Below are 21,969 nucleotides of genomic sequence, written 5' to 3' on the forward strand. Positions count from 1 at the left end.
CCCACCCCCAGGCGGAACCCTTCCCAGCGAGGGCAACGGTCCGCCATTCCCAACCAGCTTTGCGGTCTTCGATGACCGCCCAAGGAGGCTCTATGTGCCTTTCTGAAACCCTCACCCTTCCCGTCTCTTCCTCTCCCTTCGAGTTTGAGGAGGACATGCGGCTCCCCGAACCTCCCGATCCGTACGCGGAAGCCTACTGGTCCATCCGCCACCTGATTGAAGGTGATCTGAACTGGCTGGAGGAAGAGCCCCGTCACGAAGGCAATCTCCTGCTTCGTTACTTCGGGAACCATGTGCCCCGTATGAAGGATGTCCTCGAATACCGTGGGCTCCTCCGTGAATGTCTCGCCGCTGTTCCTGGGCGGTATGTGGTCCTTCCCATGCCCGATTTCACGCCCAGCTATGGGCTCGATCAGGCAGAAGAGCATGACGCCTGATTACCCGACCAACTGGTACGGCACTGCCATCCAGGCTGGGATACGCCCGCTTCGTCTCATCTCAGGGACGAAGCGGTGCCCCAGTGGAACCTGGGAGGACCACATTCTTCGTTCTCCCGAGGATGTACGGGTTGCCTTCGATCAGGGCTTCAATGTCGGCTTCCTTCTCCAGGGGAAGGGCGGGATCTTTCCGAACTCCCCTGGTGTATGGGTGAATGACATAGATTCCCAGGCAGCGTACGACCGCTTCGGAGATGCAGCCTTCAATCTGATGGTTGCCCGGGATCACCCCGCGAAGCGGCACCTGTACGCCCGCTTACCTGACCCCTCCCGTCCCAGAGCCTCGCGGCTGATCCGCCAGTCCCACGATGTGAAGCTCACGGGCATCGTCGTGGGACCGGGGAGCCGTTATGAGGACGGGAGCTTGTACGAGGCGTTCCAGCGGAGCCCCGTTAGCGGCTTATGGGAGCCCTGGGATGGAAGCCCGGTCGATTGGTCGGCGCTGTCAGTAGTAGATCACAGCCCGTATCTGCCACCACCAAGGCTCATCCCGCTATCGAAGCTCCAAGCCCAGGCGCTCATGAAGTTCATCGATACGGAATGGGTGATCCAGGATGAGAGCCACGACGCGAACGAAGTCACACCCGCATTCACCACAGCAAAAGGTGAGCTTCAGGATCGGATCTACCGAGGCGAGGCTTACATCCGTAACCGAATTACGCTCGGCATCGTCAGCAAATCCGGGAATGGAGGAAGGGCAACGCTGCTCGTCATTGTGACGCACCTGCTTCGATACCTCTGCCTCCCACCGGGGAAGGTTCTCGAACTGCTTGCCCTTCCCGTCCATCTCCAAATGCGCTCTTGGAATGCCCACTGCATCGACGCCAGAACCAAGCAGCCTTATCCCTGGAGCCGAGAGGAACTCATCTCTGCCATCAAGGCAGCGCAGTTCTACAGTCCTGCCTACGGGGTGCAGGAGTATCAGCGCCTTGCCAAGATTGCCGCTGCCAATGACCGGATGATTGATCTCTGGACCTTGATCAACAGCATCCCACCTCAGCCAGAGCCCATTCCTGCCATGAGTGCTGAGGCTCTGTACAAGGTCTTCATGGAGCTGTACAGCGTGGAGCCAGAAGGATGTTCCTATCGGCGCTTCACCCTAGCGATCCAGAAGGCGAGACGAGCCGGATTGGTTCGCATAGGGAATGCCCGAGGTGGTGGACGCCGAAAACTGCGCTACTACCAAGGCGTCACACCCGATCTGCTGGAGCTAGCCCTGGAGCTTCGAGGTGACGAACAAGGCGATCAGGATGAGGCGGCTTGAGGGTGCGGTGCGGGGGGAGCAAGAGCACTCTGTTAACTAGTAAGAGAGATAGACAGTAGTAAACAATAAGAAGCCTCTCGCTCCCCCGCCATCAACGCTTAAACCACTCGAAGTCCTTCAAGAATTTCAGCCTGAATAGCGATAGCTCCCAGTCTCCACTAGAGAGCACCACTGCCATCACCCACTTCCACGGCTGCGGAATCCGACCATCTCTTGCCCATCCACTAGCCAAACGCGTCAGGGCTGCCGGGGTAAGCGGTCGATCCAAAGGCATCCTTTCCCGCTTGAAGGCAGCCATAATCGCAGCCGCGAACTCGGCTGGATCAGGATTCTCCTTGACCGCCTTGAGCACATCGCTCGCCAACATTTTGTCCATCAGTTCAGGGATAAGGGCATGATCCCGGATTGTCTGATCCACGAAGGTGCCCATCTCAATGCCAAGCTCGGCGGAGCGAACCCGGATCTCTTTGGCGACCTTCTCGGAGACGGTGATGGTGATCTTCGACCAGCCTGGGCGTTTTGGGCGTGCCATGGGCAACCTTTGGTTAGAGGTGTAGCTACATCCTAACGGGCACTCAGTGAAGAGGAGTCGGTAGGCAGACGACAGCTGCTACAACTTTTTGGAAACAGCAAATGGAGGCTATCTCCTCTCTGCCCTTCCTCATTGAGTTTCTGGTGGCACCGCCTTGCCCGAATCACCTGTCGGCATTCAGGGAATCTCTGTGCCAATCTCAGAGTGGTACAGCAAATTTTCGGTGGGCGCTTCGGATTAGAGTCAGCTGGGGTCGGTCAATGACCTGGAAGCACTTTCTTTCGAGCTTGCGGGAGCCCAGACGTAACCCCACCACATCTAGAAGGGGCGAAAGACAACATATTCTACGAGCATGGTTGCTAAGATTGCCTCTGGACGATTCCTACCCAAAGCCGAATGCCCTGGGAGAGCTAATGCCCAAGAAAAAAGACCCAATAGTGCAAGAAAAAACTAAGTTTAAAGCGCCATCACTTGATGAACTCCGATCGGAGGAAGATGTAAAAATAAAATTTTTATTGCCATATCTTGAGGCAAAAGGATATACCAGCAAGTGCATCAACTTTAATGTCCCTATTGAGGTTCAGGAGGGACGAAAGCAGAAGACGATTTTTGCAGACGCCGTTGTCTACTCTACGCCCTCGAAAACAGCCCCGTTAATCGTATGCGAAACCAAGCCTCCTACGGAGGTTCTCTCTAAAACCGTCAAAGAACAGGCAATTTCCTATGCACGGCTTTTGCCCCGCATAGCCCCATTAGCTTTGATTACGAATGGGGGGCAAACCCAGCTTTTCCAGACACTCAGCAAGAATCGTATCGGGGAGCTTCCTGATCGGAAGGACCTTAAGGATGACTTTGTTTCCTTTGTTGTTAGCGCCGAACTTCAAGAGTCCCTTAAAACTGAAGCGAAGCACGATCTTTTCGTCATTGATGATGTTCAATCCTTCAAGACGGTCTTGAGGGCTTGTCACGAAGCAATTCGAAACAACGAAGGTTTTGATGCAACAAGAGCTTTCGATGAAATGTCCAAGGTACTGTTTTGCAAGATGTACGAAGAGCGTAACCACCCTGGTGATAACAATCGTTTCAGAATGTCGATTTATGACGACACCCTGAAACGGCTTGGGGTGAATGTCGTCAACCAAATCTGGAATGAGACCAAGGTTGATCCTAGGTATGCCAGCCTTTTTGAGTCCAATGCAGACGTCGGTCTAAAGCCTATGACTATTAGAAAGATCGTTGAGCAGTTTGAAAACTTTGATCTCTCTCTCACTGCATTCGATGTAAAAGGTGAAGCTTTTGAGTATTTTCTAGGCGAAACCTTCACTGGTGGATTGGGAGAGTATTTCACTCCCCGGAATGTCGTTGAATTCATGGTTGACGCACTTGACCCAAAGATTGGTCAGAAGATTGTTGACCCGTTCTGTGGCACGGGCGGATTCCTGATCTACGCATTTGAGGTTGTGGGCGAAAAAATCCGGCTCCAGGATTTTGGAGACGAGGAAAAAGCTCGCTGGAAAGAAGAACTTTCAAACAGGTGCATTTATGGTACCGACTGGAAAGAGCGCACCGCCCTCGCCTGCAAAATGAACATGACCGTTCACGGTGACGGGAGCGCTGGAATCTTCCTTCATCATGGGTTCATTGACGTTCCGGGAATGATTGAGGAGGGGCTTTTCAACCTTTGCCTAACCAACCCGCCATTTGGTTCGTTCGAAAACGACCCTGAGATATTGAGCCGATACGAGCTTGGAGCAGGTCGCAACTCTCAAGATCGCGTCACCCTTGCCATCGAGCGTGTGCTTCGTCTCGTCAAACCTGGTGGAAGGGTAGGAATCGTTGTTATCGATGGGCTATTAAACAATGATTCCACAAGGTACGTCCGAGAATATATCAAGAAAACCGCCTTTGTTCGTGGAATCATTAGTCTTCCAGCCGTAACATTTCAAGGCTACCACGCCCGAGCAAAGACTAGCATTTTGTTCCTGGAGAAGAGGGCGAACCCAGACGATAGCGGCATCCAAGAGGATACGTTTTTCTGCGTAATTGGTAATAGCGGATACGCGCCAAACGGCAACCCCGTCCCGGGAAACGAACTCCCTGAAGCTCTCCTTGATTGGCGTGCATTCGAATCTTCCAAGCCTATCGGTGCTCATAAAGAAGCCTGGATCGGGAAGATAGAGGATCGGATGGACGCCGAGTTTTATCGAAAGCGTAAAGTTCATGTCCGCCCAGAGGAAGAGCAAGTCGTCTCTGCCGGGCAAGACATGCTAGCCATGCTTGCTATGATTTCGGAGGAATTAGCGGCTGTCTCCTCGGACATCAAGACAACCTTTTCGAGCATCGAAACTGTCTCGGTCCCGCTGTCAGCCATCTTCGAGCCATGCGAGGAGGTCATTAAGGTCGGCTCAACCACCGTATATAAGCTGCTTGGTGTTAAGTGGTGGGGTGCTGGAACTTTTTTGCGCGAAGAGAAAACCGGAAAAGAAATCAAAGCCACCCGCCTTTTCAGGGTTCACCAGGGCTGGCTTGTCTACAACCGCTTGTTTGCATTTCGAGGGTCATTTGCTCTAATCCCGCCCGAGCATGAGAACTGCTACGTTTCGAGCGAATTCCCCACTTTCAAAGTCAGGGAGAATACGAAAGAACCTGAACTACTTGCCAACTATGTCATTCACTGCCTGAACAGCCCTCAATACCTCCTGGAGGTTGATCGAGATTCAACCGGATCAACGAAGACCAGTCGCAATCGCTTCAAAGAAGATCGTTTTCTTCGGATGCGTGTCGAAATTCCCAGGAAAATCGCACATCTTCGCCAGCTTGTTGACCTTCTGAACAAAGCGAATGTCCTTCGAGCCTGCCAAGTTGAGGTCGCTGAGCGCTTCAAACGGTTCAATGAAGATCTTTCTCGCTTACTACCCCATGAACCTGATGCTCTTACTGTTGATACTAGCGATGTCGAAGTTTTTTCGAATCGAACATCGGAGGAGCATGAGCCAAAACCGGCGAAAATAACATCACGAAAAAAGGGTAACCGGAAACCGATCAGCGCTAAGAAGCCTGCCGCTAAAACCCTGCCTGCCAAGAAGAGTCTTTCTCCGAAGCGCTCTGTGGAGAAACCCAAGCCCAAGACACCCAGAGCCGCGAAACCAACGACAAGGAAGAAGCCGGGACCAAAGAAATAACGTCGCAAAACAAACAACTGACTTCTTTGCATTCCCATTAAACGGCTAATAGGCGAATCATCGGCAAACGCCTCTCCACAACGCCCGCCGAGGCAATGTCATCACGCTATGCGATTGTCAGAGATCTGATGAGCCCGGATGAAGCCAAGGGCTGCCCGGACACAGGGCTACGCCCGCATCTATGGCAGAGGCTTGACCTCAGACAGCATCCAAACTGAAGATGAGGCGGGTTTGGGGTTAACCAAAGGATTGTTATTGGAGGCTGCAAACTAGGGATGGCAGCAAGAGGCGAGAGATGAGTGCAGCCTGAAGGGGCTTTTACTTAGGCTGCTCAGAGGGTGTCTCGGCTTCCATCTTCTTCTGCAAGTCCTCCAAGCGATTGACCGCAGAGTTACAAGTCTTCACAGCCTCTTGGTTGTCGTAAATCTCGTCCTTCACCTGATCAATTTTTTGATTTACTGCGCTGACCAGCTTGTTTCTTCTGGTTTGCTGACCGTCGTACAAGCCCACATATACATCGACATCCCCAGGGACATTGCCGTCGTACAGGCACTTTTTGTAGTAGTCGATCCTGCCATTGAGATAGCTGATTCTCCCATTGATCTGCCCTCGCACTTGATTGTGCATGGCGATCAGCAGCTTTGCCGTAAGCAGGGGCGTCTGTGCATTTTCAAGCATCAGCACTTCCTGAGGGCTCAGATTCGTGAGCACGCTTTCTGCCATGACTTGCTGCTTCGTGATGCGTGGTTTGGGCGGCTCCGGTGCTGGCATGGCAGGCGGGGCTGGATCGGCATCCTTCTCAACCACGGGAGTCGGCTTCGCCTTCTTGGCGGGCTTCTTCGCAGGTGGGGCAGCCGTCAGAGACACGCCTAGAAGCAGTGTGAGCGCGGGTATTAGGTTCAAGGGGTGCTCCTTAATTAGGCTTCGCTTTGGCATGACGCAATTCACTTATGGCTCCGTAAATTGGGTGAGAAATAGGTGGAGCAGCCCCGCAAGAACCTTTGCCCTCGACATGCCGCGCACCGATGCCAGCGCCTTCTCAATTTCTTGGATTCGCTCCAGGGTGACGAGGTAGACGCGACCGTTCGCCGTCCGAATGGGATCAGTGCTTGCCCGCAGCTTCCGCTGCTTCACGAAGAGGACGGCGGCTTCCACCAGGGCGGGCAGATTCCCGTCAAATCCATTCACGGCGTCTTCATAACAACCGCTGATGCTGCCGGGATGCTTCTGCATCCTGAAGAACACAGATTCAGGAACCGTGGTGCCCACCAAACGGCGACGAGTCTCTACGAAGGCGAGTTCCAAGCCCTTGATGTCTCCATGGAGCTTCGGTGGCATCGTGCCCGTGCCAGCCTTCTTCGGCTGGGCGGGGCGGCAGAGCGAGGGATCGGCTCCCGGCAGTGGTGCAGGTTTTCGGGGCACTGAGGGATTCCGTGGGATGGCTGGCGATGACTGATGATCTACGGGTGATGTTCGATGAATCATTCTGGAAGACCCCGCCAAAGCCATTCAAGTGCCAATAGATAGAACATATGGAAGCCGTAACACATTACGGAACACGACTCATAATCCGTAACAGAACACGGTGACAAAGGCTCTTGAGAAGCCCCATGAGGGATGAAGGAAAGCGTGGCTTCGGCTCCCATCACGCCAACCCCAGCTTCAGTCCGAGGGCGTCCTGGGCTCGGCGCTTCGCGTCGCTGCTCTGCTGGATGTAGAGGAGGGTAAGGATAGGTGAGGTGTGACCCATCATGCCTTGCAGGTCGGACAAGGCGGTTCCCTCCTGAGCGTGGAGGGTCGCAAAAGTGCGGCGGAGTGAATGGGGAGTGATTCCCTCAATGCCTAGATCCTTTGCAGCACGAGCCAGGGTCTTCTTCGTGAACTGCCCCCGGTGGGCGGTCCCGTCAGAACATGGGCAGATGAACTCACTGAGGGTCTTGGGCATCTCCAGGAGGTGCGACCAAAGCCAAGCTGGAACAGGGATGGTCCGAGGGGTCCGGGTCTTTGACCTCCCCACGGTGTAGGTGTGTTGGGTCAGATCCAACCACTTCCACCGTGCTTCCAGCGCCTCCGACTCACGCAACCCCAAACCCACCATGAGGCGAATCAAGGTCGCTGCCTGCGGACTCGTCGCGTGCTTATCTACGGCGCTCAGGAACTCCTTCATCCGGTGCGGAGGAATGGTTGGGCGAGGAGGCTTCTGGGTTTTGATCTGCTGGACTTTGAAGGGGACTTTCTCGATCAGGTCAAGGCGGATGGCGAAGTTGAGCAGGAGCTTCACCACCCGGAGAACAAGGTTCGCGGTAGCGGGAGAGCGCCCCTTTTCTAAGATCTGACGGCGAAGGTCCAGCACCGCCTGGGTGTTGATGCGGTTGATCCGAACATCCCCAACTGCGGGGATGATCCAGTTGCGGGTCAGGTGCTCAACGCTCTTGAGGTGCTGGAGGCTATGAGTAGGACGATGGGTCTCCATCCAGTTGGCGATCAGGTCTTTCATCATAGGGATGACGACCTTCGGCTCTGGCGGACCGAACAGCGCCTCCTTGCGCTTCTCCTGGAGAACTTTTTCGGCAGACGCGCGATCCGTTGCACGGGTGCTGCCCTTGAACTGCTGCCCATTAATTCGGAAGCAGTAGTGATAGACCTTCCCCTCCCGGGAAAGACCGTTTCGGAACTTCGACATGCTCGCCTCCTGGGTAGGTGGCAAGCGGGTGGATCAAAGGCGGGAACTCCTCAGCAGGTGCAATAGAGGTGCAAATCCTGGTTGATGAGGAATTCGAGTCGCGGTTCTATCTGGGGAACAACCTGGGAGTTTCGCCGTAAGTGGTGATCCCAATGACCCATCCGGTAGAATGGACCCTTGCCCTTTCCGGAGTAGCTCAGGGGTCAGAGCGGGTGACTGTTAATCACTAGGTCGGGGGTTCAAATCCCTCCTCCGGAGCCAAAACAAGAAGAGGTCCTGCGGGACCTCTTCTTGTTTTGGTTGAGGCCTTGGGAGTTGAACCACGGGGGGGGGTGCCGGCAATGGGTTCAAATCTCCCCGCAATAATAAAAAGCCGATCAATGTCTCGGGATGCGAACCCCTCATGGTTTTTTGAGACGGAATCCAAAAAAAGGCGTCACGCCCAAGGGGGTCGCTGCACCCCACTGGCTGACGACCTGACCACCCTGTGTTCCCGCCCGATCGTCGGGCCGGACGGGTCATGTCTGATGATCGGGGCTGCCCTGCGGCCCCCTGGCGCGGCTCTGGCCGCCAGGAGGATTCCATGATCACGAAACTCGTCGGTGCCGCCACGCTCTTCGCCGCAGGCTCTTTGATGGCGGGCGGATCCACCACCCTTGGCGCCACTCCCGTCGCCCCCTTCGGTGGGGATGCGGCCCTGACCCAGGCCGGGGAGTGCGGCTCGAAGGATCCGAAGGAGGGCGATAAGGCCCCTGCGAAGACCAAGGAGGCCAAGGGAGCCAAAGGCGCCAAGGACAAGGCCAAGGAGGGCGGCTGCGGCGGAGGCGGTGGCTGTGGCAGCCACGACATGAAGAAGGACAAGAAGGAAGGCAGCTGCGGGAAGGACAAGAAGGAAGAAAAGAAGTAGGCCGGAGGTCGCCATGGCGCAGGGCCGGTTCCCGGGCCAGGAGCGATTCGCGGGCGTGGGCTTGGGCCTCCGCCGCCCCCATCTGGAGGCGGTGGCGGCCCGGCCGGAGCATGGTGTGCCTTTCTGGGAGACCTGCCCCGAGAATGTGATCGGGGACGGCGGGCGGCCCCATCGGGACGCCTGCGCCATCCTGGATCGGGATCCCGTCCTCACCCACGGCCTGGCCATCTCTGTGGGTGGCTTCGATCCCTGGGATGGGGACTACCTGCGGGAGCTGGGGCGTTTCCTGATCCGTACGGAGACGCCCTGGCACTCCGAGCATCTCTGCTTCACGAGCGTGGACGGCAGCTGCCTCCACGAGCTGCTGCCGATTCCCTTCACGCGGGAGGCCGTCCGGCACACGGTGGCGCGGGCCCGGGACCTCCAGGCCCGCCTGCCGGTGCCGCTCCTCCTGGAGAACATCACCTACTACGCCGAGCTGGGGCGGGCCGAGATGGACGAGGCGACCTTCATCACGGAGGTGCTGGAGGGGGCGGAGGTGGGCTGGCTGCTGGATGTGAACAATGTCTATGTCAACGCCCTCAACTTCGGCTTCGATCCCAAGGCCTGGCTGGCGCGCATGCCCCTGGACCGCGTGGCGCAGCTGCACATCGCAGGGCACAAGCGTTTCGGGGCGCTCACGGTTGATACCCACGGCACCGCGGTCATCGACCCGGTGATCGAGCTGATGCAATGGGTCCTCGCGCGCCTGGGGAGGCCCGTGCCCGTGCTGCTCGAGCGCGACAACCACATCCCGGACCTGGAAGAGCTGCTTTCGGAGCGGGCCCGCATCCAGGCGGCCTATGACCAGGTGCTGGCGGTGCCCGTACGGGAGGCGGAGCATGCCTGAAACCCTTGCCGGGCCCGAGTCCCGCACCCTCGCGCTGCAACGGGCCCTGGCGGGCCTGGTGCTCGACGCGGAAGGCGAGGCCTTCGGGGGGAATGCTTCGGGTTTCGCCCGACGGCGGGGGCTGGGGGAACCGGACCAGCAGGCTTTCCTAGCCTTCCGCGATGGCCTGTCGGCCTATCGGGAGCTGGCCCGCCTCAGCCTCATGGATCCCATCGAGACCATGTTCCCGATCACCCGGGCGCTGCTGGAGCGGGAGGGAGCCTGGGAGCCCTGCCTCCAGGCGTTCCTGGAGGCCCGTTGCGTGCGGAGCCCCCACTACCGCGACATCGCGCCGGCCTTCCTGGGCTGGCTGGTGGCGAGCGGGTGGGGCCGGAGCCGCTGGCCCTTCTTGCCGGAGCTGGCCCACGCCGAAATCCTGGAAGTGCTGGTGAGCCGGTTCCCCGAGACGGGGCTGCCTGCGGGCCTGCGGCCCGAGCCCCGGATGGGAGACCGCATCGTCCTCCATCCCGCGACCCAGGTGGTGGCTTACGGACATGCCGTCCACCGGGTGAGCGAGGACGGGCCCGTGCCCGAGGCGAGACCCACGCACCTGCTGGCGTTCCAGGGGCGGGAAGGGGCCTTCCAGCTGCTCGAACTGACGCCCGTCACGGCGACGCTGCTGGTCCGGGCCCAGTCGGAGCCACTGGCCGAGGCCGCTCGGGAACTCGGCGTGTCGGACCTTCCGGCCCTGTGGGTGTTGCTACAGGATCTCCGGGCCCAGGGCGCCATTGGTGGATTCCAGGCCGCCCCTGATCCACGGGGTGCCCCGCGCACGCCCTTGGCGTAGACTCGGAAGCCAGGAGGCATCATGAACCGCAGATCCCTCGCCTTGGCCGCGCTCGTGCTGGTGGGGCCCCTTGCCGCCCAGAAAGCGCCCGAAAAGCCGAGCCCGAAACCGAGCAAGACCTCCAAAGCGAAGGCGCCCGCCATGATCACGACCGCCACCGGCCTGCAGTATCTCGATGTCCAGGTGGGCACTGGACCCGCCCCCGTGCGCGGCCAGCGCTGCCTCGTCCACTACACGGGCTGGCTGTCGGACAAGGGGCAGAAGGGCAAGAAGTTCGACAGCTCCCTGGATCGCGGCGAGCCCCTGGCCATCCCCATCGGCGTGGGCCGCGTCATCAAGGGCTGGGACGAGGGGCTGATGAGCATGAAGGTGGGCGGCAAGCGCACCCTGCACATCCCGGCCCACCTGGGCTACGGCGTCCGCGGCGCCGGCGGCGACATCCCACCCAATGCCGACCTGATCTTCGAAGTGGAGTTGCTGGGCGTCCAGTAGGTCGTTCCATCGGCGAAGCGGCCCCACCGGGTGGCGGGGCCGCTTGGTCAGTCCCGTGATCTATAGCGTGATGCGGGTTCCGAGCACCTGCAGGAACTGGGCGAGCCAGGCAGGGTGGGCGGGCCAGGCCGGCGCGGTGACGAGGTTGCCGTCGGTGACGGCGCCATCGATGGCGATGTCGGCGTATTTGCCCTTGGCGATCTCCACCTCGGCCCGGCAGGCGGGGTAGGCCGAGCAGGTGCGGCCCTCCAGCACACCCGCGGCGGACAGGATCTGGGCGCCATGGCAGATGGCCGCCACGGGCTTCTTCGTGGTGAAGAAGTGGCGCACGATCTCCAGCACCTTCGGGTTGAGGCGCAGATACTCGGGAGCGCGGCCGCCGGGCACCACCAGGGCGTCGTACTGGTCCGGCTTGATGTCCGCGAAGGTGGCATTGAGGGCGAACCGGTGGCCGGGCTTCTCGGAGTAGGTCTGATGGCCTTCGAAGTCGTGGATGGCCGTGGCGACGGACTCGCCAGCCTTCTTGTCGGGGCACACGGCGTGGACCGTGTGGCCCACGGCCAGCAGGGCCTGGAAGGGCACCATGATTTCGTAGTCCTCTCCGAAATCGCCCACGAGCATGAGGATCTTCTTCGCAGCCATGACGGCCTCCTTGGGGTGGTGAGAACGCTCCGATGATACGCGCCCGCCTTTGAAAAAGCCCCGCCGGCGGCGGGGCTTTTTCGTAACACCTGGCGGGGGTCAGGCCTTCTGATAGACCTCGGCGCCTTTCTGCACGAAGGTCTCCGCCATCTCCTCCATGCCCTTCTTCAGCGCCTCCTCCTCGTTGTAGCCGTGGCTCTCGGCGTACTGCCTCACATCATCCGAGATCTTCATGGAGCAGAAGTGGGGCCCGCACATGGAGCAGAAGTGCGCGGACTTGGCGCCCTCGGCGGGCAGGGTCTCGTCGTGGAACTCGCGGGCGGTGTCGGGATCCAGGGCCAGGTTGAACTGGTCCTCCCAGCGGAACTCGAAGCGGGCCTTGCTCATGGCGTCGTCCCAGATGCGGGCGCCGGGATGGCCCTTGGCGAGGTCGGCGGCGTGGGCGGCGATCTTGTAGGCGATGACGCCGTCCTTCACATCCTTCTTGTTGGGCAGGCCCAAGTGCTCCTTGGGGGTGACATAGCACAGCATGGCGCAGCCCCACCAGCCGATCATGGCGGCGCCGATGGCCGAGGTGATGTGGTCGTAGCCGGGCGCCACATCCGTGGTGAGGGGTCCCAGGGTGTAGAAGGGCGCCTCGTCGCAGACTTCCAGCTGCTTGGTCATGTTCTCCTGGATCAGGTGCATGGGCACATGGCCGGGGCCCTCGATCATCACCTGGACATCGTGCTTCCAGGCGATCTTGGTGAGCTCGCCCAGGGTCTCCAGCTCGCCGAACTGGGCCTCGTCGTTGGCGTCGGCCGTGCTGCCGGGACGCAGGCCGTCGCCCAGGGAGAAGGCCACATCGTAGGCCTTCATGATCTCGCAGATGTCCTCGAAGTGCGTGTAGAGGAAGTTCTCGCGGTGGTGGGCGAGGCACCACTTGGCCATGATGCTGCCGCCGCGGCTGACGATGCCCGTGACGCGCTTGGCGGTCAGCGGCACATAGCGCAGGAGCACGCCGGCGTGGATGGTGAAGTAGTCCACGCCCTGCTCGGCCTGCTCGATGAGCGTGTCGCGGAAGATCTCCCAGGTGAGGTCCTCGGCCTTGCCGTTCACCTTCTCGAGCGCCTGGTAGATGGGCACGGTGCCGATGGGCACGGGGCTATTGCGCAGGATCCACTCGCGGGTCTCGTGGATGTTCTTGCCCGTGCTGAGGTCCATCACCGTGTCGGCGCCCCAGCGGATGGACCAGGCCATCTTCTCGACTTCCTCTTCGATGGAGGAGGCCACGGCGGAGTTGCCGATGTTGGCGTTGATCTTCACCAGGAAGTTGCGGCCGATGATCATCGGCTCGGTTTCCGGGTGGTTGATGTTGGCGGGGATGATGGCGCGGCCCCGGGCCACTTCGTCCCGCACGAACTCGGGCGTGATGCGGCTCTTGAGGCCGGCGGCCTCGCGGCCGAGGTTCTCGCGGATGGCGATGAACTCCATCTCGGGCGTGACGATGCCCTGCTTGGCATAGTGCATCTGGGAGACATTCTTCCCAGCCTTGGCGCGCAGGGGCTTGCGGTCCGCGTGGAAGCGGATGGCGTCCAGCTCCTTGTCGCGCTCACGGAGCTTGCGGTAGAGGCTGGTGGCGCCCGGCAGCTCCTCCACATCGCCCCGGCCCAGGATCCAGTCCTGGCGGAGGGGCCTCAGGCCCTTGGCCACATCGATGGTGACGGTGGGGTCGGTGTAGGGGCCGGAGGTGTCGTAGAGCACCACCGGCTCGTTCTCGGTGAGCTGGTCCTTGAAGTCGCGGGTGGGGTGTAGCTGGATCTGGCGCAGGGGAACCTGGACGCCGGGCAGGGTGCCGGCCACATGGATCTTCTTCGAGGCGGGGAAGGGCTTCAGGCAGGCCGCCAGGGCCGTGCCGTCCATGGGGACGGCCCGGGGATCGGCCATGGGGTCGGGCGCGGAATTCGACTGCATGGTCATGGAAACTCCAGACTTGAGAAAATCGGGCCGGAATTGATCCCCGAATTAGAAAGTTTATCGCGGGGGGGCTGGGGCGACGAATTCAAAGATTTGCGGGGCCTGGCCGATAGGACAATCACGGAGTCCGCCCATGCAGGACAAACCCAAGGAAAATCAGGCCATTCCCGATCAGCTCATGCAGATCCTCCAAGAGCAGGAGGGCGGGGCGGACCGGGTGCTTGGCCAGATCGAAGTCGTCCAGCACAGCTTCGAGGAGATCCAGGCCCTGGCCCGGGACTGCCAGGAGGTCCTGCGGGGCCTGATGCCGCCCTCGGAAGAGCTGGCCTCCCTCACGGCCAAGCTGGAGGCCATCGGGTTCCACGCGGACAACGGCGCCTACAACATCCAGGGCGCCTTCGACCTGTACCAGTACCAGGATGTGGTGCGGCAGAAGTTGGAGCGCGTGGGGCGCAGCCTCATCGAGGTCTCGCACTATGTCCTGTCCCGCCTGCAGCCCACCGAGGACCATGTGCCCAAGATGGCCCCGGCCGGGCGCGACATCCTGCACCGGGAGCCCCAGATGGCCGACATGACCAAGGCCGATGCCGATTCGGTGGTGGCCGAGTTCTTCGCCAAGGCCATGAAGGAGAAGGCGGCCAAGAAGCAGGAGGGCTGATCCTGGACGGATGCGCGATAATCGATTCCCCGGAGGGATCATGCCGCGACGCGTCCTGTTCATCAGCAGCCTGGCCCTGAGCCTGGTGGCCGCGGGGCGGCCTCAGGAAGATCCCGTCATGCGGGCCCGGGCCCAGCGCGCCTCGGCCCAGGGAATCTCCGAGGGGGACCTGCCGCCGGTGCCCCGGGGCATTGTGGAACCCCCCCCGCTGCCTCCGCCGGAAGCCCATGTGAAGGACACCCGGAAGGGGAAGAAGGCCAAGGGCAAGGTCACCCGGAAGAAGGGCAAGGCCACAGCGAAGAAGGCAGCCTCTCCCCGGGCGAAGGCCCCTGCCAAGCGGAAGGCGAAATGAGGCTGGGCGTCCTCACCTCAGGCGGGGACGCACCAGGCATGAATGCCGCAATCCGGGCGGTGGTGCGTCAGGCCGACGCCCTGGGGCATGAGACCTGGGGCATCCGGCACGGCTATCAGGGGCTGCTGGACAAGGACTGGGCCCCCATGCCCACCCGGGCCTGCGCCAACATCCTGCAGCGGGGCGGCACGGTGCTGCACACGGCCCGGTGCCCCGAGTTCCTGCTTCCGAACCGTCGCGCCGAGGCCGCCGAGAACCTCCGGGCCGAGGGCATCCAGGGCCTGGTGGTGATCGGGGGGGACGGCAGCTTCCGGGCGGCCGAAGCGCTTCAGCGGGAGCACGGCGTCCCCTGCGCCGGCATCCCGGGCACCATCGACAACGACCTGCCGGGCACCGAGCGGACCCTGGGGTTCGACACGGCCCTGAACACGGCCGTGGAAGCCATCGACCGCATCCGGGACACGGCCTCCAGCCATGGGCGCCTGTTCCTGGTGGAAGTCATGGGGCGGAGCTCCGGCATGCTGGCGGTCCACACCGCGCTGGCCTGCGGCGCCGAGGCGGTGCTCTATCCCGAATCGCCCGATGACTCCTATGAGACGCTCGTGGCGCGCCTCTACGCCAACTGGCTCCGCGGGAAGCGCAGCTCCATCGTGGTGGTGGCCGAGGGGGATGGCCTTGGCAGCGCCGTGGCCGTGGGCGACCGCCTGCGCCGGGACCACGGGCTGGACCTGCGGGTGGTGGTGCTCGGGCACATCCAGCGAGGCGGGAGCCCCTCGGCTCTGGACCGCATCTGGGGCAGCCGCTGGGGCGCCGAGGCGGTGCGCCGCCTGGATGCCGGCGAGTCGGGCTTCTACCTCGGCGAGGTGGCGGGGGCCCTGGCCCTCCTGCCCCTGGCCCAGGTCCTGGATCCGCACCCTTCACCGCCCGGCGACCTGAGCGAGCTGGTGGGCATCCTCTCCCGCTAGATCCGGCCCCGCGGCTTGTGAGGGACGCGGAGGCCATGTTTTCCTGGAGCAGCCGCAGAACGGCAGGAGGTCGGCGATGTCGGACAATCACAAGGATTCCCTGGTGGCCGTGGTGATGGCCGGGGGCCGAGGGACCCGATTCTGGCCCCGCAGCCGCAACGCCCGCCCCAAGCAGTTCCTGGCCATCGTGGGGACCGAGACCCTGCTGCACCAGACCGTGCGGCGGCTGGATGGGCATGTGCCCCCCGAGCGCATCTTCGTGGTGACCACGGCGGATCTCGCGGACGAGACGCGGCGCATGCTGCCGGAGCTGCCCCCGGACAATGTGATCGTAGAGCCCGAGGGCCGGAACACCGCCCCCTGCCTGGCCCTGGCCCTGGTGGAGATCGAGCGGAAGTTCCCCCACAGTGTCATGGCCGTGCTGTCGGCGGATCACTGGATCGGGGATCGGGAGATCTTCCTGGAAGATCTGGATACCGCCGTGAAACACGCAGCCTGGGAGCGGGAGCTGGTCACTTTCGGCATCAAGCCCACCTATCCGGAGACGGGCTACGGCTACATCGAGTCCGAGGGCCACGGCCCCGTGCTCAAGGTAAAGGCGTTCCGAGAGAAGCCGCCCGTGGAGGTGGCCGTGCAGTACCTCGAATCCGGGCGCCACTACTGGAATGCGGGCATGTTCGTCTGGACCCTGGCGGACTTCCGCGAGGGCCTGCAGAAGCATGCGCCCGAAGTGCTGGCGCCCCTGGACGCCTGGGTGAAGGCCGGGGCGGACCCCGCGGCCCTGACGGCCGCCTACCGCCAGCTGCCCAAGGTGGCCATCGATGTGGCGCTCATGGAGAGGGCCGAGACGGTCGCCGTGGTGCCCACGCGCTTCCGCTGGTCCGATGTGGGCTCCTGGCCGGCGGCCATCGAGTTCCAGGAGACCGATTCCGACGGCAATGTGAGCCAGGGCGAGACCCTGCTCCTGGATACCCGGAACAGCGCCTTCTTCGGAGGGAAGCGCCTCATCGCCGCCAGCGGCGTGGACGACCTCATCGTGGTGGACGACGACGACGCCCTCCTCATCTGCCGCCGCGACCGGGCCCAGACCGTCAAGCAGATCGTGGAGCGCCTCAAGGCCGAAGGGCGCGAGGATCTGTTGTAAGAATTGAAGACCGAAGATCGAGGACTGAGGACTGACCCCATGAACCGACCCGACACCCTCCATGTGGACAAGCCCTGGGGCTCCTTCGACCAGTACGCCCTCAACACGCCCTGCACGGTGAAGATCCTCACCTGCAACCCTGGTCAGAAGCTGAGCCTCCAGCGGCACAGCCACCGCGGGGAGTTGTGGATCGCCCTGGACCCGGGCGTGGTGGTGGATCGCGACGACGAGGAGCTCCGCCCTGCCGTGGGCGAGGAGATCTGGCTGCCGCTCGGCAGCACCCATCGCCTGCGCTGCGATGCGGCCACGCCCCGCCCGGTGCGGGTGCTGGAGGTGAGCTTCGGCACCTTCGACGAGGCTGACATCGAGCGGCTTCAGGACGACTACGGGCGCCGCTGATGCGCGTCGCGACCCTGCTGGCCGCCGCCCTGCCGATCCTGGCCCAGAGCCCGGCCCCGGTCCCCCACCGGAGCGGAGAGGAGATCCTCGCCCGGGTGGACCGCCTGCGCCATCCCTGGCCGGTCTTCACCGTGGAGCTGACGGTGAAGGATCCGAAGACCAGCCAGCGCTGGAAGGTGTCGGCCCGGGACAACGGCGACGCGCGGCTGGATGGCCTGTCGGACAAGGAGAAGGGCCGGGCCGTCCTGGTGCGCGGCGATCAGATGTGGCTGCTGCTGCCGGGCTCGAGGCGCCCGCTGAAGGTCACGCCCCAGCAGCGGCTCATGGGGCCCGCGGCAGGGGGGGATGTGGCCCGCACGCGGTTCCGGGAGGACTACTCGGTCCAGGCCATGGCGGACGACACTCTGGAAGGGCGCAGCTGCTGGCGCCTCGAGCTGGCCGCGAAGCGCCCGGCCCTCAGCGCCCGGCAGGTGGCCCTGTGGGTGGCCAAGGAGGGTTCCCTGCCGCTGAAGGCGGAGTTCCGTCTCGCCTCCGGCCGGCTGGCCCGCACGGCCCGGTTCGGCGCGCCCGTGCAGGCCCAGGGTCAGCCCGTGCTCTCGAGGATGGACCTGGAGGAAGCGGGGGGGCAGCGGATCGAGATCTCCTTCGGGGCCTGGTCCAAGGGCGGGGTGGATCCGTCCGCCTTCGAGCTTCCGAACCCAGGGCCCAATCCAGGCCCGAACCCAGGTCCCAACCCAGGTCCCAACTCCGGTCCCAGGCAGGGCCCCGATTCCGGTCGGTGATATGCTGGTAGGCGAGGTGCCCGCAAGGGCTTCCCGCCACCAATCATCCCACCTATCGACACCAGTCCCGCTCGCGGGGCTCCCGCTTCCACTCCCCACCACTCGAAATCCCGCCAACCTAACCCTCACGAAGCGTCCGCACCTCCGGGCGCTTCTTTTTTGGCCTCCAATCGGCGGGAGGCCGGGCGGGCCGGTCAGCGCTTGTCCTTCTCCCGGGGCTGGGCCTTCTGATGCCTGGATTCGGCCGCTTCGGAGGCGGCGGACACCACCACGATCGAGATGCGGCGGTTCTGGGGATCCTTGGGATCCTTGCCCTCGAACGGAATGGTGTCGGCATAGCCCGTGACGCGGCGCACCTGGTTGGGCCGCAGGCCCCCGGCGGCGCTCTCCATGACGCGGCGGGCGGCGTTGGCGCGCTCGGCGCTGAGCTCCCAGTTGGTGTAGGCCCGGTTGGCGTACTGGGCCGCATCCGTGTGGCCCCCGACGACGATGCGGTTGGGGAGCTTGCCCAGCTCCTTGGCGATCTCCTTCAGGATGGAGAGCGTGTAGGGCTTCAGCTGGGCGCTGCCGGAATCGAAGAGCACCTGGGCGGCCTTGTCCTGGATCTGGATGCGCAGGCCCTCGTCCGTGAAGTCCATGGTGATCTGGTCCTGGAAGGCCTGGAGCAGCTCATCCTGCTGGAAGGCCTTCTCGATGGCCTCGGCCGTGGCCTCCATGGCCTTGTGCTCCTCCTCGGCGGAGCCGGGGGCCTCCACGGTCGTATCGGTGCCGCCGTCTCCGTCCGGGCCCGGCGCCATGCCGCGCCCGCCCGGCAGGATGCCCTTGCCGTGGTTGGCGAGGATCTCCTTGCCCCGTTCGGTGTTGAAGAAGTTGGCGTCCTGGAACATGCCGGCGATGCCGGCTTTGGTGTTCTTGTCGGCGCTGTTGAGGAGCCACATCAGCAGGAAGAAGGCCATCATGGCCGTCACCAGGTCGGCGTAGGCCACCTTCCAGGCGCCGCCGTGGGCCGCGGCGTGACCGCCCTTCTTCTTGACGATCCGGATTTTGACTTCCGGTTGCTGCTCGGCCACAGGGCGCTACCTCGGTTTGATCTGCCGGACCACTTCCTCCAGCTCGCCCGAACCCGGGCGTTCGGTGGAAGGGATGTTCCGGCGGGCGAACTCCACCGCGGTGACGGGGGCCGCGCCGTTGCCGAAGCTGGTGAGGCCGGCCCGCATGCAGTTGAAGTAGAAGGACTCGGCGGTATTGACCGCATCGATGTTCTTGGACAGGGGCTGGAACACGCCGTAGGCGAGCAGGATGCCGAGGAAGGTGCCCACGAGAGCGGCGCCCACCTTGCTGCCGATGACATTGGGGGGCTGATCCAGGAAGCCCATGGTGATGACGATGCCCATGACGCAAGCCACGATGCCGAAGGCGGGGAAGGCGTCGGCCATGGTGCCCACCGCCGCGCCCGGCGCCGCGTTTTCCGCGTGGTGGACATCGAGGTCCGCGTCCATCACGAGGTCGATCTCGTCCATCTTGGCGCTGCCGTTGATGAGCAGCTTCATGGAATCGCAGAAGAAATCGAGGGCGTGATGGTTATGGGTGAAGGCGGGGTACTTCTTGAAGATGGCTGAATTGTGGGGGTCGTTGACATCCTGCTCCAGGGCCAGCAGCCCGCCCTTCTTGATGTTCACATAGACCTCGTACTGCATCATGAGGACTTCCATGTACACGGCCTTGGTGTAGGGGCTGCCCTTCAGGGGCTTGGAGATATCGCCCACCACCCGCTTGATGAGGTGGGGGGGGTTGGAAGCGAGGAAGGCGCCCACGGCCGCGCCGAAGATCATGATTCCTTCAGCGGGCAGCGGATGCAGGAGCGTGGGGATGCTCCCGCCCTCCAGCAGGAATCCCGCGATGATCGAGGCGAAGACCACCACCAAGCCGATGATGAAGAACATGCTGCAGCTCCTGCCTCTTTCATCGGCCCGCAGGGGCCTGGACTGAATTCTGGACTCGGTGCCGGGCCATTGCACTGGCACAATGAAAGGATTCGGAGGATTTATGAGCCCTTCCACCCCCATGCTCGGCCCTGTCGGCAGCTATGTGAAGCACCATTTCCGGCACTTCAATGCCGCGGCCCTGGTCGACGCCGCCGAGGGCTACCGGGTCTATCTGGAGCAGGGCGGCAAGATGATGGTCACCTTGGCGGGGGCCATGAGCACCGCCGAGCTGGGTCTCTCCTTCGCCGAGATGATCCGCCAGGACAAGGTGCACCTCATCGTCTGCACGGGCGCCAACCTGGAAGAGGACATCTTCAACCTGGTGGCCCACGACTTCTATGAGCGCGTGCCCCACTACCGCGACCTCACGCCTCAGGACGAGGCGGACCTCCTGGGCCGCCACATGAACCGCGTGACCGACACCTGCATCCCCGAGATGGAGGCCATGCGCCGCATGGAGAAGGCCATGCTGGATGTGTGGACCAGGGCCGACCAGGCCGGCGAGCGCTATTTCCCCCACGAGTTCTTCCAGCAGGTGCTGAAGTCCGGCGTGCTGAAGCCCTCGTACCAGGTCGATCCCAAGCACTCCTGGATGCTGGCGGCCCTCGAGAAGAATGTCCCCATCGTGGTGCCGGGCTGGGAGGACAGCACGCTGGGCAACATGTACGCCGCCGCCGTCATCCGCGGCGAAGTGAAGAATGTCCACACTGTGCGCACCGGCATCGAGTACATGACCTGGCTGGCCAAGCACTACCAGGAGGTCACGAAGACCTCGACCCTGGGCATGTTCCAGATCGGCGGCGGCATCGCCGGCGACTTCCCCATCTGCGTGGTGCCCATGCTCCACCAGGACCTGGAACTGACCGAAGTCCCGCTCTGGGGCTACTTCTGCCAGATCAGCGACTCGACCACCAGCTACGGCTCGTATTCGGGCGCCGTGCCCAACGAGAAGATCACCTGGGGCAAGCTGGGCGTGGACACGCCGAAGTTCATCGTGGAAAGCGACGCCACCATCGTGGCCCCGCTGATCTTCGCCTACCTGCTCGGCTGGTAAATCCACTCTCTTTCAGAGATCCCAAACCAATAAACGCGCCCCATCGCGCCCCTTCACGGGGACCACGCGATGGGGCGTTTCGCCGGGCACCTCGAAGCTGTGGCTGATGAAGCGGCCACCGGGCCGCATCTCGCGGCGTACCTTGGCCCAGAGGGCGGGCATGGGGACCGGGGAGAGGAAGGCGTAGGCCACATCGATGGTGGCGAGGTCCGTGCGCCAGAGGCTGCCCAGGCGGATGCGGGCATTCCGGCGGGGCAGGCAGCGCAGCCAGGCCACGAGCCAGGTGAAGGGCGACGCCTCCACGCCGAGGAAGGTCGCCTCGGGTCGCAGCCGGGCGAGGTGCGCGACCGGGCCGCCGAAGCCACAGCCCAGGTCCGCGAAGCACAGGCCCGGCCGATCCGGCACCAGGCTTTCCAGCTTCTCCCAGGCATCCTGGCTGGCGTGGTAGAGGGGCACGCGGCTGAGCAATCCCCCCCCGAAGACCAGGGCCAGGACGAGGAAGAGCGCCAAGTAGATCCAGGCCGGGATGGCCACTCCCCACAGCGCCCGGACGAGGAAGGGCAGGATGGCCTGCATGAGGATCCAACGGGGGGGGAGCGCCAGCCACCGGGAGAGGAAGACCGCCAGCACCGCCTGCAGCAGCACCCAGATCAGGGGCGGGAACCGCAGCCCCAGCCGCACCAGCGTCACCAGCACCGCGAAGCCCAGGGCCTGGGCCAGCAGGGCCCGGAGAACCGGAGGCCAGGAGCGGATGGACATC

23 protein-coding genes and 1 tRNA gene are annotated in these 21,969 nt (G+C 62.6%); 15 read left to right on the top strand and 9 right to left on the bottom strand.

The annotated features are described in order from the left end of the window. Positions 1-155 precede the first annotated feature (155 nt). Together QUD34_RS01830 and QUD34_RS01835 are read left to right on the top strand one after the other, a co-directional pair. Entirely contained in the window at positions 156-437 is a 282-nt protein-coding gene (locus QUD34_RS01830; RefSeq protein WP_286354884.1) for a hypothetical protein, read from the top strand. After that, positions 427-1,761, top strand: coding sequence for a bifunctional DNA primase/polymerase (locus QUD34_RS01835; protein ID WP_286354885.1), 1,335 nt, complete (start codon positions 427-429; stop codon positions 1,759-1,761). Before QUD34_RS01830 ends, QUD34_RS01835 begins: the two co-directional genes overlap by 11 nt. Positions 1,762-1,852: 91 nt before the next feature. Here QUD34_RS01835 and QUD34_RS01840 read toward each other — a convergent pair whose 3' ends face one another. Continuing rightward, positions 1,853-2,293 (bottom strand): hypothetical protein, encoded by a 441-nt coding sequence (locus tag QUD34_RS01840; RefSeq protein WP_286354886.1) that lies wholly within the window; start codon positions 2,291-2,293, stop codon positions 1,853-1,855. Between the two features lie 413 nt (positions 2,294-2,706). On the opposite strand from QUD34_RS01840, the gene QUD34_RS01845 reads away from it, so the two are divergent. Further along, positions 2,707-5,475: an N-6 DNA methylase gene (locus tag QUD34_RS01845; protein ID WP_286354887.1), complete on the top strand. Its 2,769-nt coding sequence runs from the start codon at positions 2,707-2,709 to the stop codon at positions 5,473-5,475. Positions 5,476-5,793: 318 nt separating this feature from the next. On the opposite strand, the gene QUD34_RS01850 is transcribed toward QUD34_RS01845, so the two are convergent. The 3 genes from QUD34_RS01850 to QUD34_RS01860 all read right to left on the bottom strand — a co-directional run bounded on the left by QUD34_RS01850 (position 5,794) and on the right by QUD34_RS01860 (position 8,158). Then, entirely contained in the window at positions 5,794-6,378 is a 585-nt protein-coding gene (locus tag QUD34_RS01850) for a hypothetical protein (RefSeq protein ID WP_286354888.1), read from the bottom strand. Between the two features lie 45 nt (positions 6,379-6,423). After that, positions 6,424-6,813, bottom strand: coding sequence for a hypothetical protein (locus QUD34_RS01855; RefSeq protein ID WP_286354889.1), 390 nt, complete (start codon positions 6,811-6,813; stop codon positions 6,424-6,426). A 307-nt stretch (positions 6,814-7,120) separates the two neighbouring features. Then, positions 7,121-8,158: a tyrosine-type recombinase/integrase gene (locus QUD34_RS01860; protein WP_286354890.1), complete on the bottom strand. Its 1,038-nt coding sequence runs from the start codon at positions 8,156-8,158 to the stop codon at positions 7,121-7,123. Positions 8,159-8,343: 185 nt separating this feature from the next. Between QUD34_RS01860 and QUD34_RS01865 the strand changes: the two genes are divergently transcribed. The 5 genes from QUD34_RS01865 (at position 8,344) to QUD34_RS01885 (ending at position 11,272) form a co-directional block, all read left to right on the top strand. Further along, positions 8,344-8,419: transfer RNA gene (locus QUD34_RS01865), tRNA-Asn, on the top strand. A gap of 322 nt (positions 8,420-8,741) precedes the next feature. Beyond that, on the top strand, positions 8,742-9,065 hold the full coding sequence (locus QUD34_RS01870) for a hypothetical protein (protein WP_286354891.1): 324 nt from the start codon (positions 8,742-8,744) through the stop codon (positions 9,063-9,065). A 13-nt stretch (positions 9,066-9,078) separates the two neighbouring features. After that, a complete protein-coding gene (locus QUD34_RS01875) occupies positions 9,079-9,954 on the top strand; it encodes an MbnB/TglH/ChrH family RiPP precursor modification enzyme (RefSeq protein WP_286354892.1) in 876 nt (291 codons plus the stop codon). Then, a complete protein-coding gene (locus QUD34_RS01880; RefSeq protein WP_286354893.1) occupies positions 9,947-10,780 on the top strand; it encodes an HvfC/BufC family peptide modification chaperone in 834 nt (277 codons plus the stop codon). The genes QUD34_RS01875 and QUD34_RS01880 overlap by 8 nt, the downstream gene beginning before the upstream one ends. A 141-nt stretch (positions 10,781-10,921) precedes the next feature. Further along, complete coding sequence (locus QUD34_RS01885) at positions 10,922-11,272, top strand: FKBP-type peptidyl-prolyl cis-trans isomerase (protein ID WP_375380007.1); 351 nt, start codon at positions 10,922-10,924, stop codon at positions 11,270-11,272. 60 nt (positions 11,273-11,332) lie between these two features. Here the strand turns inward: QUD34_RS01885 and QUD34_RS01890 are convergent, their stop codons facing one another. Next, a complete protein-coding gene (locus tag QUD34_RS01890) occupies positions 11,333-11,914 on the bottom strand; it encodes a DJ-1/PfpI family protein (protein ID WP_286354895.1) in 582 nt (193 codons plus the stop codon). Between the two features lie 99 nt (positions 11,915-12,013). Beyond that, on the bottom strand, positions 12,014-13,840 hold the full coding sequence (thiC, locus tag QUD34_RS01895) for a phosphomethylpyrimidine synthase ThiC (protein ID WP_375380008.1): 1,827 nt from the start codon (positions 13,838-13,840) through the stop codon (positions 12,014-12,016). Between the two features lie 163 nt (positions 13,841-14,003). Between thiC and QUD34_RS01900 the strand changes: the two genes are divergently transcribed. From QUD34_RS01900 to QUD34_RS01920, 6 genes are all read left to right on the top strand, one after another. Then, a complete protein-coding gene (locus QUD34_RS01900; protein ID WP_286354897.1) occupies positions 14,004-14,528 on the top strand; it encodes a hypothetical protein in 525 nt (174 codons plus the stop codon). A gap of 40 nt (positions 14,529-14,568) precedes the next feature. Beyond that, a complete protein-coding gene (locus QUD34_RS01905) occupies positions 14,569-14,880 on the top strand; it encodes a hypothetical protein (protein ID WP_286354898.1) in 312 nt (103 codons plus the stop codon). Further along, entirely contained in the window at positions 14,877-15,845 is a 969-nt protein-coding gene (locus QUD34_RS01910; protein WP_286354899.1) for an ATP-dependent 6-phosphofructokinase, read from the top strand. The genes QUD34_RS01905 and QUD34_RS01910 overlap by 4 nt, the downstream gene beginning before the upstream one ends. A gap of 76 nt (positions 15,846-15,921) precedes the next feature. Next, positions 15,922-16,989 (top strand): mannose-1-phosphate guanylyltransferase, encoded by a 1,068-nt coding sequence (locus QUD34_RS01915; RefSeq protein ID WP_375379992.1) that lies wholly within the window; start codon positions 15,922-15,924, stop codon positions 16,987-16,989. A 39-nt stretch (positions 16,990-17,028) separates the two neighbouring features. After that, on the top strand, positions 17,029-17,388 hold the full coding sequence (locus QUD34_RS15115) for a phosphomannose isomerase type II C-terminal cupin domain (protein WP_375379993.1): 360 nt from the start codon (positions 17,029-17,031) through the stop codon (positions 17,386-17,388). Further along, the gene (locus tag QUD34_RS01920) at positions 17,388-18,170 is read left to right on the top strand and encodes an outer membrane lipoprotein-sorting protein (protein ID WP_286354900.1); all 783 of its coding nucleotides are present in this window, start codon (positions 17,388-17,390) and stop codon (positions 18,168-18,170) included. The genes QUD34_RS15115 and QUD34_RS01920 overlap by 1 nt, the downstream gene beginning before the upstream one ends. Before the next feature lie 194 nt (positions 18,171-18,364). Here the strand turns inward: QUD34_RS01920 and QUD34_RS01925 are convergent, their stop codons facing one another. Both QUD34_RS01925 and motA read right to left on the bottom strand, forming a co-directional pair. After that, the gene (locus QUD34_RS01925) at positions 18,365-19,240 is read right to left on the bottom strand and encodes a flagellar motor protein MotB (RefSeq protein WP_286354901.1); all 876 of its coding nucleotides are present in this window, start codon (positions 19,238-19,240) and stop codon (positions 18,365-18,367) included. 6 nt (positions 19,241-19,246) lie between these two features. Further along, on the bottom strand, positions 19,247-20,113 hold the full coding sequence (gene motA, locus QUD34_RS01930; protein ID WP_286354902.1) for a flagellar motor stator protein MotA: 867 nt from the start codon (positions 20,111-20,113) through the stop codon (positions 19,247-19,249). Positions 20,114-20,216: 103 nt separating this feature from the next. Here motA and QUD34_RS01935 point away from each other — a divergent pair, with 103 nt between their 5' ends. After that, positions 20,217-21,209 carry a deoxyhypusine synthase family protein gene (locus tag QUD34_RS01935; RefSeq protein ID WP_286354903.1) on the top strand — a complete coding sequence of 331 codons (993 nt, stop codon included), beginning with the start codon at positions 20,217-20,219 and terminating at the stop codon, positions 21,207-21,209. 12 nt (positions 21,210-21,221) lie between these two features. Here the strand turns inward: QUD34_RS01935 and QUD34_RS01940 are convergent, their stop codons facing one another. Beyond that, complete coding sequence (locus tag QUD34_RS01940) at positions 21,222-21,968, bottom strand: class I SAM-dependent methyltransferase (RefSeq protein ID WP_286354904.1); 747 nt, start codon at positions 21,966-21,968, stop codon at positions 21,222-21,224. Position 21,969: the final 1 nt, after the last annotated feature.

It is taken from the genome of Geothrix oryzae, assembly GCF_030295385.1.
GTDB lineage: Bacteria > Acidobacteriota > Holophagae > Holophagales > Holophagaceae > Geothrix > Geothrix oryzae.